Below are 14,906 nucleotides of genomic sequence, written 5' to 3'. Positions count from 1 at the left end.
TATTTTTTACGAGTAAAATTAATACATAAAGATCAATCTAAAAGTTATATTCACTTAGAGCCAATCGTGAATATTTTAGATTTCGTGCTTACTAATATTTTCATATAATTTTTCAAATATACACAATACACACCTTGATTAGATATAAAATAAATACAGTAAATAAACTAAATATTCATCAAAATAAAAAATGAAATTTTTAATTTTGATTATTTAACATTATTAATTCATGTTTAATCAATTAAAGAGAAAGAATTAGTTTAAACAAAAAATTTGTATACTCTTATTTGTATACTTTTAAAAATATACAGTTAACATATATCACTTATTCATGTAAAAAAGACATCTTAATTAAATTAAACTTTAACGACTCAATTCAATATTTTAAATTTATATGATATACATTAAATATCTAATAAATAATAATATAACATCTAAAAAACAATTTAAGATAAATAAAATGCAAATAATTATCTTTAACAATTGATTTTTTTCATTACTTTACACCATATTTATTATTTAATGTTTCATAAATTTAGATAAATTTCAATTATGCTAAATAAAAAAATAACCAAAATAATACCCATATTGCTTGCTTTCTTGCTTGTTAATAGCCTTTCTTCTCAAAGAGTAGAAAAAGATACAGTTAATAATATATATGAACCCTATCAAGTTCGTACCAAAGGAGAATATGAAGGGGGAAAGAAGCAATTATTTCAAATTTTATCATCCAATCTTGAATATCCGGATCAAGCTTTAAAAAATGATATTCAAGGAAAAGTAATTGTTAAATTTGTTATTGAAAAAAACGGAACAATTAGTAATTTTGAAATCTTAAAAGATGTCGGATACGGATGTGGCGAGGAAATTATACGAGTTTTAAAAAAAACACAAGCTAAATGGAATTCAGCCAAAATCGATAATAAGCGCGTACGATCCTATTATATTTTAAGAGTAAAGTTCAAAATACATAAAGATCATAAACTTTATATTAAAGATGCGAATAACTAAATCAGGATTTCTTATTATTATTTCACTTTTAGTTTTTTTTTCTATTAGCTTTTCCATAGCACAAACCCCTAAAGTTTATGCTGAACAGGTTATCAAAAAATTAACCTCTTCTGAATTTTCAGGTCGCGGCTATGTTGATGACGGAATGAAGAAAGCATCAGAAGAAATTGCTTCACAATTTGAAAAAATCGGAATACTAAAGTTTCAAAATTCTTATTTCCAACCCTTTACCTATCCAATAAATATTATTGAAAAAAGTTCTGTATCCGTAAACGGTAAGGAGTTGAAATTTGGTTCGGATTATTTGGTAGGTGCCGGTTCTCCTTCTCTACAAGGAGATTTCTCGCCTATTACTTTCAATGCTTCCGTCATAGAAAGTCTTTTTGAATCGCAAGATTTTTCCTATTTCAATAAAGAAATGAAAAGAATAGACAAGAATTGTGTGATTTTTCCGAATAAAGTATTTCCTGAAAATATGACCATGCAGGATAAAACGGCAAATGAATTATATCACGATATTCCTCAACTTATTTCCAATGGAGAATTGGATATTTCCGTACCCTTGATTATACAGTTAACATCATCTAAGTTTATACACTCTTTGGGCCCTATTCAGACTAAAACTGTAGATCTATTTATCAACAGTCAGTCAGTTCCGGAAACTATCACTTCAGTATCCTTAGATATTAACACACGTTTTGAGCCAAATTTCGAAGCTAAAAATGTAATAGGATTTATTAAAGGTAAGCGTTCAGACAGTCTTATCGTTTTAACCGCCCATTACGATCATCTTGGCAAAATTAATGATGTTATTTTTCCCGGAGCTAATGATAATGCAAGCGGTATCGCATTATTACTATCTATGGCAAAAGTTTACAAACAAAATACACCTGATTTTGACACAGTTTTTATTGCCTTTGCTGGAGAAGAAGCCGGATTAAAAGGATCTCAGTATTTTGTAGATCATTCGTTGTTTGATTTAAATAAAATAAAATTCCTTCTTAATTTTGATATAGTTGGTACTGGAGAAGAAGGAATACAAGTTGTTAACGGAAAGGAATTTTATAAACAATTTAATAAACTTGAAAATATAAGTTATATGTATAATTATTTAAAGCAGGTCAAAATTAGAGGAAGCGCATGTAATAGCGACCATTGTCCTTTTTATGAAAAAGGGGTTCCTTCTTTTTATATTTATACTTTAGGCGGTAAAAGTGGATATCATGATATATACGATACAGAAGTATCTTTGTATGCTTTTGACAAATTGATAGCTTTATTAACAAAATTTATAAATGCTCTGTAAAAAAATATGGTATATAAAAAAGGCAGATATGTAATAGATATCTGCCTTTTTTGTTTATAATAATTTTTACAGCCTTACTCAAACCCTATAGCTGTTTCTAGTGCAAGTATCATCATACTATCAAAAGACGTCTGTCTTGCTTCTGCCGATATATTTTCTTGGGTAATAAAGGAATCTGAAATAGTTAATAAACAAGCTGCATTTTTACCTAAAACTTGTGCATTATGAAATAAAGCAAAACTCTCCATTTCAACACAGGCGCATTCATGCTCTTGAACTAATTTTTTATAATCTGTCCCTCCTTCTACATAAAAGACATCACTGGAATGTATGCATCCCTTATGAATTTCAATTTTCAATTCAGCTGCTTTGTCTGAAATATATGAATTTAATTTTTCTGAAGGATATGTTTTATCTTTATCGTACCCTGATTGAACTTTGGCATATGTTGATTCACTATAAGCACAACTACCTAAGACAATGTCATATATCTTGATATTTTCTACGTAAGAACCTGCAGAACCAATACGAATAATCGTATCTACACCATATTTAGAGTACAATTCGTAAGAATATATACCAATACTTGGCATTCCCATTCCGGAACCCATTATGGATACTTTTTTCCCTTTATACGTTCCTGTGTATCCAAACATATTTCTTACTGAATTAAATTGCTTTGCATTTTCCAGATATTTGTCCGCAATATATTTTGCTCGTAAAGGATCTCCGGGCATCAATACTGTTTTTGCAATTTCTCCTAATTCTGCTTGAATGTGTGCAGTAGCCATATTATTTAATTTTAATTATTTATTATGCGAAATTAAAGATAGTATTCTTATCCTTATTATGTATATGTTTTTTATAAGTCTATAATTTATATACTGAAAAAATATTTACTTAGAATTCTTTAGCTATTTCATCAATGGATTCTAAAATTATATCACACCCTTTTTTTATTTCTTCCGACGTAATGGTTAAAGGAGGAGAAATTCTTAAAAATTCATTCCTATAGAATTGCCAAAACACAATTAATCCTTTTTTCATACATCTTTCAGCTACTTTCAAGCTAAAATCAGGCGATCGTAGTTGGACCGCTAACATTAGTCCTCTTCCATTAATAGATATAATTTCATTATGGATTAAATGATCTCTATACAATTTTTCTTTGTAATGTACCTGTTCCATCAAATCGGTTGTGAGTAGTTCCTCCATAACCGCACAAGCAGCAGCTGCCGGTATTGGGTTTCCTCCAAAGGTAGTGACATGTCCTAATTTGGGATGATCCGCCAACGTATCCATCATTTCAGCCGAAGCCATAAATGCTCCAATAGGAACTCCTCCAGCCATGCCTTTACCCATTGCCAATATATCGGGAACTATATCATACCATTGAAAAGCAAACAATTTACCAGTTCTTCCAAAACCTGGTTGAATTTCGTCTAAAATCAATAAAGCTCCAACTTCTTCACACCTATCTTTTAATTTTTTTAAGTAATTATTTTCAGGAGTAATAAAACCTGCTGCTCCTTGAATAGTTTCTACTACTACGCCAGCAGTTTTCTCAGTGATTTGACATAAATCTTCTTCTTTATTAAAATTTATAAATTTAATTTGAGGTAATAAGGGCTCAAATGGTTTTTTATTCGTATCCCTGCCTGCTAAACTTAGAGAACCTTGAGAGTTTCCATGATAAGCATCTACAAAGGATATGATCTCCTGTCTACCTGTATATCTTTTTGCTAATTTCATAGAAGCTTCTATAGCTTCAGTACCTGAATTTACCAGATAAGTCGTATGTAGAGGATACGGAACATTTTCCGATAACATCTTACATATTTGTACCGGCTTTTCTAGGGCATATTCCCCATATACCATAACATGAAGATACTTATCCGCTTGATCTTTTATTGCCTGTATCACCTTTGGATGCGAGTGTCCCAAAGTATTTGCAGAAACTCCGGCGACAAAATCCAAATAAGCTCTACCATCTTTCCCATATATATAATTACCAACTGCCTTATCCACCTCAAAACCTGAAGCATAAAGAGTTGTTTTTGCCTGATAGTTAAAAAAATCTTCTTTTAATTTACCCATTGCTTATTGACTTTTGCATGCAAAAGTACGGAATATATTGCAGCATAAGTAAAGTGAATTTCTAATTAAATTTTCTAAACGTTTCACATTTATTACCTTGAAGTATATGAAGGATAAAAATTTAAAGTAATTTTAAATATCTCTGTGCATATTCTTATTTTTATCTAAATTAAATTCAATTATCAATAAGCATTTATACTTAGAAATAAAATATGATTACGAATTATAATTACCGTTAAAAGCTTTTTATTCTTCGTAAATATTATGTTGTCCACCCTTTTAATAAATTAGTTTTTATTATTTTTGTAAAGAATTTATTGATATTATGAACTATGATATAAAAGTGGGTATTGATGCATTCTCTTTTGATATCCCAAAAATATATTTACCAATAAAAGATTTAGCTATTGCTAGGGATATAGAGCCGGCCAAACTCGAGAAGGGATTAGGATTATTAAAAATGTCTCTTCCGGATGTGCATCAAGACGTTATAGTTTTTGCAGCAAATGCGCTAAGAAAGCTATTGAAACAAGAAAAATTGCAACCGGAAGAAATTAGTCGTATTTATGTAGGAACAGAAAGCGGTATAGATTCCTCCAAGCCCATTGGATCTTTTTTAATATCATTAATGGAAGATATTTATGGTAATGGTTCTTTTGAGCATTGTGATGCAGTCGACCTTACTTTTGCCTGCATTGGCGGTGTGGATGCCTTTCATAATTCATTAGACTATATTCGATTAAATCCTGACAAAAAAGCAATTGTCATTTGCACTGATTATGCAAAATATGATCTTAATTCTACTGGTGAATATACTCAAGGAGCAGGTGCTGTAGCTTTATTATTATCTGCAAATCCAAGAATAATTTCATTTGGCAATCAAGTAGGAATTAGCACTAAGGGGGTTTTTGATTTTTTCAAACCCAAAAGAATCATATCTAAAAAAGAAGTAACCCAAAATGATACTAATTCAGAATGGTTTGGAATACAAGAGGAAGAAATCAACCTTTTCAAAGAGCAACCCATATTTGATGGTCAATATTCCAATATGTGCTATCAGAGTAGGCTAAAAGGTGCATATTTCCATCTGAAAAAATTATTAGGCATAGATATTACTCTTTATAATCAGTGGAAAAGTATTATTGTACATTCACCTTATTCCTTTCAAGGAAGAAGAATGTTCTCAGAAATATATGCTTTAGATTCTAAACTAAAAGAATCTTTACCTACCCAGGAAAAGGAATATGCTGATCGTATTAAAGAAATAGGGAAAACTGTAGAATACAAAACATTTGCAAATGAGAAATTTGGTCCTGCTGAAATAGCTTCTTCTAATATAGGAAACATGTACACTGGATCGATTTTTATGGGCTTATTATCCACTTTATATTATCATTTTAAAAATAACTCAGAGATAACTGGAGAAAAATTTGGTTTCTTAGCTTATGGAAGCGGTTCTAAATCTAAAACTTTTGAAGGCCTTGTCGAAAAAGATTGGAAAATTCAAACTGAAAAGCTAGGTTTATTTGAATATTTAGCTTCTACTCATTCCATTAATATGGAAACCTATCATTCTTTGTATAAGAAAGAATTGAAAAAATCTATACTCCCTCCTAAAAATGAATATATTTTAGACAGAATTGAAAATGATAATCCTGAGTTACTGGGAGCGAGATATTACAAATTTATAAATTAAAAGAAATTCAAATAATTTTATATAAAAAAAGCCTGAGATAATTCTCAGGCTTTTAACTTGTATATTTATTTTTATTTAAAAAAACCTAAAACATTTTCAGTTATATATTTGAGTTGATCATCTTCTAATTCCGTATGCATAGGTAAAGAAATCACCTCATTAATTAGTCTATCAGTATTAGAAAAATCCTCATCTTTATATTTACCTGTGTCATAAGCTTTTTGTTTTCTTAAAGGAACCGGATAATAAATCATGGCTGGGATTTCTCGCTCTGAAAGATATTGTTGTAAAGCATTTCTATCAGAATTTATTACCTTCAACGTATATTGATGAAATACATGAGTGGAATATTTTTCCATTCTTAAAGGAATAATTAAATTAGGGTGATTGGAAAAAGCTTTATCATAAAAATCAGCGGCCCTTCTTCTTTTTTCATTATACGAATCTAATAAGGGTAATTTCGCATCCAATACGACTGCTTGTAAGCTGTCTAAGCGTGAATTTACCCCTACTTCATCATGGTAATATCTTTTATACATCCCATGGTTTACAATTCCTCTTATTCTATAAGCTAACTCATCATTTTCAGTAAATATGGCTCCCCCATCTCCATAACAACCTAAATTTTTTGAAGGAAAAAAGGAAGTTGTACCTATTGTACCTATTGTACCGGATTTCTTACGAGTTCCATCTTTAAAAATATACTCAGAACCTATGGCCTGAGCATTATCCTCTATGACATATAAATTATGCTCTTTAGCAATATTCATAATCTCTTCCATATTTGCACATTGTCCAAACAAATGTACGGGAATAATAGCCTTAGTTTTTGGTGTAATAGCTTTTCTTATGGCTTCTGGACTTATCGTAAACGTTTCATAGTCTACATCTACTAATACGGAATTCAATTTTAGTAAACTAATTACTTCTACAGTAGCTGCAAAAGTAAAATCAGTTGTAATTACCTCATCACCGGGTTTTAAATCCAAAGCCATTAGTGCTATCTGAAGGGCTTCTGTACCGTTAGCACATGGAATAACATGCTTAACATCCAAATATTTTTCTAAATTTTGAGAAAATGCTTTTACTTGGGGACCGTTTATAAAAGCTGCCGTATTTAATACCTCTTCAAATCCTTTATCTATAGCCGGTTTTATATGCTTATACTGGTTGATTAAATCTACCATTTGTATTTTCTTCATAAGTAAATAATTTTAAGCACAAATTTAATAAATCAAATTGTAACCTAACTTTTATAAAAAGAAAAACTCTTATTTAAATTAAATAAGAGTTCATTACTTTCAAAATGGTGCTTTTTTAATAAATTATTTTATTTATTTTTCTGTTGCTGCATTTGATTTTTCAATTGTTCTATTTGTTCCGGTGATAATTGTTCCATACCTGCTTGATCTTTTAATTCTTTTGGCATAGGTTTAAAGTCAACTAATTCAACCTCAAAAATCAAAGCCATATTTGGCCCTGCCGGCCCGTTATCTCCATAGGCTAAATCTGATGGTACATATAAAGTGTATTTTGCTCCTTTAGACATCAATTTAACGCCTTCTCTCCATCCAGGTACTACTCTTGATAATGGTATATCTGCTGGTTTACCGTCAGTTTGTTTTTTAGAATCTTCAATAACAGAGCCATCTATACCTTTTAATATATAGTTTACAGATACTATATCTTCATCAGAAGGTTTATCTCCTTTTCCTTCTTTTTCTACTTTATATTGTAAACCTGAAGCAGTTGTTTTAACCCCGTCTTTCTTTTTATTTTCTTCTAAGAATTTTTTACTTTCTTCGGAATTTCTTTTAGATACTTTTTCAAGATGTTTAGGAATATAATCTTTCATAAAAAACTGTATAGAATCTTCTGAAAATAATAATTCTTTATTCCCAAATTTATCTTCCATAGCTTGCTTTATAATATTCACATTTAAATCTTTATCGAATCCTTGAATTTTAAAGTTATGAGCTAAATCCAAGCCAATTGCATATGCAGCTTTTTCATCATCTGAATTTAATTTCGTAACTTTTTGTTCTTCCTTATTACATGCAACAAGGCTAAGACCAACTAATGTCAATAAAAATGTTTTTTTTATCATTTTGTTAAATAGTTATTATAAAATTATTTTCTAATTTGAATTATCTTCTTTCGTAGTTTCAGGTTGTTTGTTAAAATCAACTAACTCTATATCAAATATCAATACTGAGTTTGGGCCTATCTCTATACCTGCTCCATTTTGTCCATAAGCAAGTTCAGAAGGTATATAAAATCTGTATTTTGAACCTTTAGTCATTAATGCAACTCCTTCAGTCCATCCTTTAATTACTCTATTTAGCTGAAATTCTATAGGTTGTCCAGAATTATTTTGGTCTGTTGAGTCAAATATTTTTCCGTCTAATAGTTTTCCTGTATATTTAACTTTTACCATATCTTCAGGCTTTGGTTTTTCAACGGACTTACCTTTTGATAAAATTTCATATTGTAATCCTGAAGCAGTGGTAATTACACCTTTTTTCTTTTTATTTTTTTCTAAAAATGCTAATCCTTCTGTTTTATTTACTTCGCCTTGTTCTTGTCTTTTCTTTTCGAACTCAAGTCTTTTCTTAGCAAAATATTTTTGCATAAAGGAATTTAAAGAATCCATTGGCATTAAAGAAGGCTTACCGGCTATTTCATCTTTCATTGCCTTAGTGAATACGTCTATATCTACATCATTTAACATATCCTGTTGCTTTAAACTCTGAGCAATATTTATTGCAATAGAATACGAAAATTTATCTTTATCTGTTTTAAGTTCTATTTTGTCCTGTGCAGAGAGTGACCATGAGGATGCTATAAATAAAACTGCAATGAGGGTGTTTTTTTTCATTCGTTTATTTTTAATATTATATAATACTTAACAATCTAATTTTTATACTGAAAATGATTGTAATTTATTCCTTTTTTCCAATATAATAAGAACAATGCAAATATCCGATATTTTATCGAAACACGAATATAAATTTTAGTTAATATTATACAATAAAGGAATTAATTTTATTTCAGTAATAATGAATTTATAAGTTATTATTTTTCAACATATTTTTTTAGAAATTTTTTCCAATATGCGAGATAAATGTATAAAATTTGATCTTGATATAAGTACTTTTAAAATAAAATAAATCTAAAATTAATTGTACAATTTTTATTTTTATTAATTAGGTCATTCTTAAGTTAAAATTTATTTATTCTAATGCTTATTTCATGACTTTCTAAAAAAATTCTTATCAATTTTAAGTATCGAAATCTAAACGGAAATCATTTTTTAATCTCTCCAATAACGGATTAATTTTAACCATTTTATTATATTTATCTTTATCTGTCAAAAGTATAGTTCTTTGAGTTTCTTTAATTTTGTATTTAAAATTTATAGAATAATTATTAACTTCTTTTTTCAGCTTCTGAAATATATCTTCTCTCAAATTTTCAAATTCATCATAAGCCGAATTGGAAGGGAATTCAAAGAAAACTATATGGTCAGGTTTTACGGTACATTGGGTTGTATTTAATATACTATAAACGACTGGTTGATTTTTTAATGTTTCCAAATATTTATTCCAAAAAATCTTAACTTGATCTATAGTAAAATCGTCCTTATCTTTTTCAGAAGAATCTAAACTACTCACCTCATCTTCTTTCTGCAAAGCTGAATGCAAAGAACCTTTTATGGAAAGAAAAGATGTATTCTTAGTAGGATTTCCTAATGGTGTATTACTTTTAACATTTTGTTTTACAGGAATAGTTTTAACAACCGGTTCTTTCGTTTTTTCTAAAACTTTTTGGGGACTAGCATCTACTAAAGGTTTTTCCGGTAATTTAATTTCTTGCTTAGCTAAAACAAAATTAGGGGGTGGTATTATTCTAAATTTTTTTTTTTAACATTACCTCCTCCTGCAGTTAACGAAGCTAATTGCATGAGAGCTATCTCTATGGAGAGTTTGGGGCTTTTACTATTTCTAAAGTTTATATCTGCTTGATGGCATATTTCAATCGCATCTATTAAAAATTTCGGAGTACACTTTTGCGCCTGTTGAAAGTATTTTTGTTTTGTATTTTCGCCCACCTCTAATAATGCAATAGTTTGTGGGTTTTGTGCTACCATTAAATCTCTGAAATGACTTCCCAAACCTGAAATAAATATTTGTGGGTCGAAACCTTTTTTTATGATACCATTGAATGACAGTAATAAACCCGGAATATCATTTGTTAAGGATAAGTCTGTAATTTTAAAATAATATTCGTAGTCGAGAATACTAAGATTTTCTGTAACCGCTGCGACAGTTAAATTTTTTTGTGTAAATGTGACCAGCCTGTCAAACATGGAAAGGGCATCTCGTAAACCTCCATCGGCTTTTTGAGCGATGATATAAATCGCATCGTCTTCGTATTGAATACCTTCTTGTTCTGCTATTTTTTTTAAATGATTTTTTATATCATCAGTTTCTATTCTTTTGAAATCATAAATTTGACATCTGGAAAGAATAGTTGGAATAATTTTTTGCTTCTCAGTAGTAGCCAAAATAAAAATAGCATGTGCGGGAGGTTCTTCCAAGGTTTTTAGAAAAGCATTGAAAGCAGCGTTAGACAACATATGCACTTCATCTATAATATAGACTTTGTATTTCCCTACTTGAGGAGCATAGCGTACCTGCTCTATCAAATTACGTATATCATCAACAGAATTATTAGAGGCTGCGTCCAATTCAAAGATATTGAAAGCAAAATCATTCTCATCGGTTTCTCCGTATTTTTCATTAATTTTCCTTGCTAAAATACGCGCACAAGTAGTTTTACCCACACCTCTGGGCCCACAAAAAAGTAATGCCTGAGCTAACTGATTGTTAGTTATGGCATGTTCCAACGTATTTGTTATGTGACTTTGCCCAACAACCGCATCAAATTCTAAAGGTCTATATTTTCGAGCTGAAACTACAAAGTTTTCCATGAGTTTACAAAGTTACTTATTTTTTCTTCTTCTCCTCGTTAATTTCTTATGTAATCTTTGAACATTCTACACACAATCCGTGAACAATTATATCCAATTTTTCAGCAATAAATCCTGAGGGTATATTTACATAAGGAGTTTTTACCGAATGCATACAAAATATTTTTTTACAATTCTTACAGCAAAAATGTATATGACTATCAGCATGATGCTCTTCTGAACAATCATCCGTACATAAGGCATATACTGTAATGTTCCCTTCATTGATGCTATGCAATAATCCTTTTTTTTCAAAAGTTTTTAAGGTTCTGAACAAGGTGGTCCGATCCGAATAATCAAAATCCGACTCTAAATCCGATAAAGATATAGCTGTATTTTGTTTGAGAAAATATTCTAAAACTAACAAACGCATCGCTGTCGGGTTGATATCTTTGTTCCGTAATATATTTTCTAACTCTTGATTCATATTACATTCTTTCCGGGGCCCCTATGCCCAACAATTGCAACCCATCTTTAATCACATTCCCTGTCCATTGCGTTATAGCTAATCGTATTTGTTGCTCTTCCTCTATATCTGCATCCAAAATGCGATTATTTTGATAAAAAGAATTATATTCTTTTGAAACCTCATATATATAGTTTGCTATTAAAGCCGGATTTAAGTCTTTAGCAGATTTTTCAATTATATCTTCATAGGTAGATAATAAAATAATTAATTTTAGCTCTGCTTCATTTAAATTTTTATGCTTAATTTCAATAGGTTCATGTGAAGCTTTTCTTAATACGGAACAGGTTCTGGCATAGGTGTATTGAATAAAAGGACCTGTATTTCCATTAAATTCAATACTTTCATTCGGATCAAATAAAATTCGTTTCTTGGGATCGACTTTTAGTATAAAATATTTCAAAGCTCCTAACCCTATAAGTTCATTTACCTGTTGTTTTTCAATCTCTGTATAACCCTCTAGTTTTCCTAATTCCGTTGTTTTCTTCACCGCTTCCTGATGCATCTCTTCCATCAGTTCATCGGCATCTACCACCGTACCTTCTCTAGATTTCATCTTACCACTAGGTAGATCTACCATTCCGTAGGAAAGATGGTATAATTTATCAGCCCAACTATATCCTAATTTTTTCAAGATAAGAAATAATACCTGAAAGTGGTAATCTTGTTCATTCCCTACTGTATATATTAGTTCATTGAGGCTATATTTGTTAAATCTTTCTACTGCTGTACCTAAATCTTGTGTTATATATACAGATGTACCATCTCCGCGTAATAGCAATTTTTGGTCTAACCCTTCATCTGTTAAATCAGCCCATACAGATCCGTCCTCTTTCTTAAATAATACTCCTTTTTTTAATCCTTCTTCGATGACATCTTTTCCAAGTAAATAGGTGTTACTTTCATATTGTACCAAATCGAAATCTACGCCCAATCTTTGATAAGTTTTATTGAAACCGGCGTATACCCAACTATTCATTTTTTCCCACAATGTTCTAATCTCTGGGTCTCCTGCTTCCCATTTCTTTAGCATTTCTTGAGCTTCCAAGAGTATAGTAGCTTTCTTTTTAGCTTCCTCTGCATCTACACCGGTAGATACTAAATGGGTTATTTCTTGTTTATATTTTTGATCGAATATTACGTAATATTTCCCAACAAGATGATCTCCTTTAATTCCTGTTGATTCGGGAGTTTCACCATTACCGTATTTTTCCCAGGCAAGCATGGATTTACAGATGTGAATTCCTCTGTCGTTTATGATTTGCCCTTTTATTACTTCATTCCCTGCAGCTTTAAGAATATTGCTGATTGAAAATCCAAGCAAATTGTTCCTAATATGGCCTAAATGAATTGGCTTATTGGTATTGGGAGAAGAATACTCTACCATTATTTTTTTTGGATTCTTTTCTGTAAGCGTAAAATCTTCTGTCTTAAACTTTTCTTTTAATAATCGAGTAAATATGGTAGGATTTAGTGTTAGGTTGAGAAATCCTTTAACTACATTAAAAGATACAAAATCTTCTTCATCTGTTAAATACGTTCCAATTTTGTTAGCTACTTCCTCCGGTTTTTGTTTCACTAACTTAACCAAAGGAAAAACTACCAAGGTATAATCTCCTTCAAATTCTTCTTTAGTTATTTGTATTTCAACATCTTCAACTTGTATTTGAAACAGACTCTCAATTGCTTTTATGCATTGTTCTTTTATATAAGATTTTAGGTTCATTATTTTAAATTAGCATTGAATTCACAAATTTAGGGATTTCCCTTAAAAATGTAACTTTTTATCAGACAACAATTAAAAATGAATTCGTAAGCCTCTATTTGATTATACTAACAAAGTATGGATAAAAGCATTCTTACAGCAACTTTTTGATTGTTCTCGATAAAAAATTATAGTAAACTAAATGTTGGCTGCAATTACAGGATTGCCTGCTCCCATGCTTTTTTGCATTTTTTCCATCGCTGTTATTAAATCTCCGATCATGTGTCCTTCTTTAAAACCGCAATCTTGTGGTACTACTATTCGTTGTACTCCCTTTTGATTAGGCATACCTCCACTTAGTATGCCCCATGTGCCACCAATAGTTAAAGCGCCTGCTCCTATCGTTCCTATGCTTCCTCCTATTCTACTTCCGATAGGGCCCAGAACAGAACCTCCAATACCTCCTAATACAGGTAATGATGGAGATAACAATACGGCACCGGGCAAAACTATTTCTCTATTATCTTGTACTGCATTTAATGGATCTTTTGTTCCTATATAGGCTTGTATATGATTGGTATTTTTTTCCATTTGATTTCTTTCATAGGTTTTATCGTGAACTGCTGCCGCATTGTAGGTATAGGTAGAATATCCGGTTCTTGATCCCGCTGCCGTAGCCAAGCCTCCTCCTAAGGAATGCCCGGTAATACTCACTTCCCCCGTTATAATCCCTTCATTTTTAGCTTCTTTTATTTTATCAGCCAATTTCACGGAGGCATCGTATTGATCGGAACTGATACCCAAGGCCTGCACCACATCTTCTTTTATATCATTGATTCCTGCCCCAACGTCTGTTCCCCGATAAGCCACTACCACATTGCCGTTTTTATCTTCAAATAGGGTTGCATAAAATCCATTATCTTCGTCTTGATTCAAAAAATACTTCCAATCCTTACCCAAAATTTCCTTCGCTCGTTCTGCGCTTACCGGCTTGTAACCATCTATTTCTTGGTTATTTTCCGGATGGTCGTAATCTATATTTTCATATACTTCTCGCGCTAATCGGGCATGGGTTAGCGCTTTGTCCATATCGGGAAGTATTATTTGTATCAGCCCTCCCATTTTACAACTGAGCTGGGCTTTTGCTAATAAGGCTTGTTGCCCTTTTATGTACACTTTTGGATGAACTACCGTCCAATGAGAAGAAGTACACAAGGTGCTACACAAACTCGGCAATACCCTACTGGACTGACTACCTAATAAGCCCCCCGCAAACCTTCCGGCTAAAAACCCTACAAATCCTCCTACCGGACCGCCCAAAGCTCCCACGAGTGCACCTACCATTCCTCCCAACGATGCTGCTCCGCCTGTCATCTTTTCACAATTAAAGTTACCTTTAAACCGGTCGTTTTCCGTGGCTTTTAATTTCCCGTTCATATAGGCCTTGTTTTGGGAAACTACATGAATCCGGCTATTTTCCTTTCCTTCACTACAGCTTACTAAAGCTCCATCCGGTACATACGATTGACTCATATTTCTAATTTTTTAACGGTTGACCGGTTATTGTTTTTCCTGCTGCTAATGAATCTTTTA

14 protein-coding genes are annotated in these 14,906 nt (G+C 31.3%); 4 read left to right on the top strand and 10 right to left on the bottom strand.

Going from position 1 to position 14,906, the window contains the following annotated elements:
- The first annotated feature begins 552 nt into the window (after positions 1-552).
- Both Q0T35_RS05080 and Q0T35_RS05075 read left to right on the top strand, forming a co-directional pair.
- On the top strand, positions 553-1,011 hold the full coding sequence (locus tag Q0T35_RS05080; protein WP_293918142.1) for an energy transducer TonB: 459 nt from the start codon (positions 553-555) through the stop codon (positions 1,009-1,011).
- On the top strand, positions 998-2,317 hold the full coding sequence (locus Q0T35_RS05075; RefSeq protein WP_295841220.1) for a M20/M25/M40 family metallo-hydrolase: 1,320 nt from the start codon (positions 998-1,000) through the stop codon (positions 2,315-2,317). Before Q0T35_RS05080 ends, Q0T35_RS05075 begins: the two co-directional genes overlap by 14 nt.
- 74 nt (positions 2,318-2,391) lie before the next feature.
- Here Q0T35_RS05075 and deoD read toward each other — a convergent pair whose 3' ends face one another.
- Together deoD and Q0T35_RS05065 are read right to left on the bottom strand one after the other, a co-directional pair.
- Positions 2,392-3,108: a purine-nucleoside phosphorylase gene (gene deoD, locus Q0T35_RS05070; RefSeq protein ID WP_293918138.1), complete on the bottom strand. Its 717-nt coding sequence runs from the start codon at positions 3,106-3,108 to the stop codon at positions 2,392-2,394.
- A 109-nt stretch (positions 3,109-3,217) separates the two neighbouring features.
- On the bottom strand, positions 3,218-4,414 hold the full coding sequence (locus Q0T35_RS05065; RefSeq protein WP_295841219.1) for an aspartate aminotransferase family protein: 1,197 nt from the start codon (positions 4,412-4,414) through the stop codon (positions 3,218-3,220).
- 337 nt (positions 4,415-4,751) lie between these two features.
- On the opposite strand from Q0T35_RS05065, the gene Q0T35_RS05060 reads away from it, so the two are divergent.
- The gene (locus Q0T35_RS05060; RefSeq protein ID WP_295841288.1) at positions 4,752-6,110 is read left to right on the top strand and encodes a hydroxymethylglutaryl-CoA synthase; all 1,359 of its coding nucleotides are present in this window, start codon (positions 4,752-4,754) and stop codon (positions 6,108-6,110) included.
- Between the two features lie 71 nt (positions 6,111-6,181).
- On the opposite strand, the gene Q0T35_RS05055 is transcribed toward Q0T35_RS05060, so the two are convergent.
- From Q0T35_RS05055 to Q0T35_RS05040, 4 genes are all read right to left on the bottom strand, one after another.
- Positions 6,182-7,312, bottom strand: coding sequence for a DegT/DnrJ/EryC1/StrS aminotransferase family protein (locus Q0T35_RS05055; RefSeq protein ID WP_295810414.1), 1,131 nt, complete (start codon positions 7,310-7,312; stop codon positions 6,182-6,184).
- A gap of 128 nt (positions 7,313-7,440) precedes the next feature.
- Complete coding sequence (locus tag Q0T35_RS05050) at positions 7,441-8,217, bottom strand: FKBP-type peptidyl-prolyl cis-trans isomerase N-terminal domain-containing protein (RefSeq protein WP_295841218.1); 777 nt, start codon at positions 8,215-8,217, stop codon at positions 7,441-7,443.
- Positions 8,218-8,247: 30 nt separating this feature from the next.
- Positions 8,248-8,988, bottom strand: coding sequence for an FKBP-type peptidyl-prolyl cis-trans isomerase (locus Q0T35_RS05045; protein WP_295841217.1), 741 nt, complete (start codon positions 8,986-8,988; stop codon positions 8,248-8,250).
- 403 nt (positions 8,989-9,391) lie between these two features.
- Positions 9,392-9,814 carry a hypothetical protein gene (locus Q0T35_RS05040; protein ID WP_295810405.1) on the bottom strand — a complete coding sequence of 141 codons (423 nt, stop codon included), beginning with the start codon at positions 9,812-9,814 and terminating at the stop codon, positions 9,392-9,394.
- A 10-nt stretch (positions 9,815-9,824) separates the two neighbouring features.
- Between Q0T35_RS05040 and Q0T35_RS05035 the strand changes: the two genes are divergently transcribed.
- A complete protein-coding gene (locus tag Q0T35_RS05035; protein WP_293918127.1) occupies positions 9,825-10,037 on the top strand; it encodes a hypothetical protein in 213 nt (70 codons plus the stop codon).
- Here the strand turns inward: Q0T35_RS05035 and dnaX are convergent.
- From dnaX to Q0T35_RS05015, 4 genes are all read right to left on the bottom strand, one after another.
- On the bottom strand, positions 10,015-11,103 hold the full coding sequence (dnaX, locus tag Q0T35_RS05030; protein ID WP_293918126.1) for a DNA polymerase III subunit gamma/tau: 1,089 nt from the start codon (positions 11,101-11,103) through the stop codon (positions 10,015-10,017). The two genes, Q0T35_RS05035 and dnaX, sit on opposite strands and share 23 nt — an antisense overlap.
- A gap of 46 nt (positions 11,104-11,149) precedes the next feature.
- The gene (locus Q0T35_RS05025) at positions 11,150-11,569 is read right to left on the bottom strand and encodes a transcriptional repressor (protein WP_293918125.1); all 420 of its coding nucleotides are present in this window, start codon (positions 11,567-11,569) and stop codon (positions 11,150-11,152) included.
- A gap of 1 nt (position 11,570) precedes the next feature.
- A complete protein-coding gene (gene argS, locus Q0T35_RS05020; protein ID WP_295841214.1) occupies positions 11,571-13,334 on the bottom strand; it encodes an arginine--tRNA ligase in 1,764 nt (587 codons plus the stop codon).
- Positions 13,335-13,511: 177 nt separating this feature from the next.
- Entirely contained in the window at positions 13,512-14,846 is a 1,335-nt protein-coding gene (locus Q0T35_RS05015; protein WP_295841213.1) for a PAAR-like protein, read from the bottom strand.
- Between the last annotated feature and the right edge of the window lie 60 nt (positions 14,847-14,906).

The organism is uncultured Apibacter sp. (assembly GCF_946479295.1).
GTDB lineage: Bacteria > Bacteroidota > Bacteroidia > Flavobacteriales > Weeksellaceae > Apibacter.
Note: the sequence above shows the minus strand (reverse complement) of the source record. Positions and strands in the feature narration are given on the sequence as shown.

Coding starts and splice junctions, on each gene's coding strand:
- Q0T35_RS05035 (WP_293918127.1), top strand. CDS start 9,825: ATGGAAAGAAAAGATGTATTCTTAGTAGGATTTCCTAATGGTGTATTA.
- deoD (WP_293918138.1), bottom strand. CDS start 3,108: ATGGCTACTGCACACATTCAAGCAGAATTAGGAGAAATTGCAAAAACA.
- Q0T35_RS05050 (WP_295841218.1), bottom strand. CDS start 8,217: ATGATAAAAAAAACATTTTTATTGACATTAGTTGGTCTTAGCCTTGTT.
- Q0T35_RS05055 (WP_295810414.1), bottom strand. CDS start 7,312: ATGAAGAAAATACAAATGGTAGATTTAATCAACCAGTATAAGCATATA.
- argS (WP_295841214.1), bottom strand. CDS start 13,334: ATGAACCTAAAATCTTATATAAAAGAACAATGCATAAAAGCAATTGAG.
- dnaX (WP_293918126.1), bottom strand. CDS start 11,103: ATGGAAAACTTTGTAGTTTCAGCTCGAAAATATAGACCTTTAGAATTT.
- Q0T35_RS05025 (WP_293918125.1), bottom strand. CDS start 11,569: ATGAATCAAGAGTTAGAAAATATATTACGGAACAAAGATATCAACCCG.
- Q0T35_RS05075 (WP_295841220.1), top strand. CDS start 998: ATGCGAATAACTAAATCAGGATTTCTTATTATTATTTCACTTTTAGTT.
- Q0T35_RS05015 (WP_295841213.1), bottom strand. CDS start 14,846: ATGAGTCAATCGTATGTACCGGATGGAGCTTTAGTAAGCTGTAGTGAA.
- Q0T35_RS05080 (WP_293918142.1), top strand. CDS start 553: ATGCTAAATAAAAAAATAACCAAAATAATACCCATATTGCTTGCTTTC.
- Q0T35_RS05065 (WP_295841219.1), bottom strand. CDS start 4,414: ATGGGTAAATTAAAAGAAGATTTTTTTAACTATCAGGCAAAAACAACT.
- Q0T35_RS05045 (WP_295841217.1), bottom strand. CDS start 8,988: ATGAAAAAAAACACCCTCATTGCAGTTTTATTTATAGCATCCTCATGG.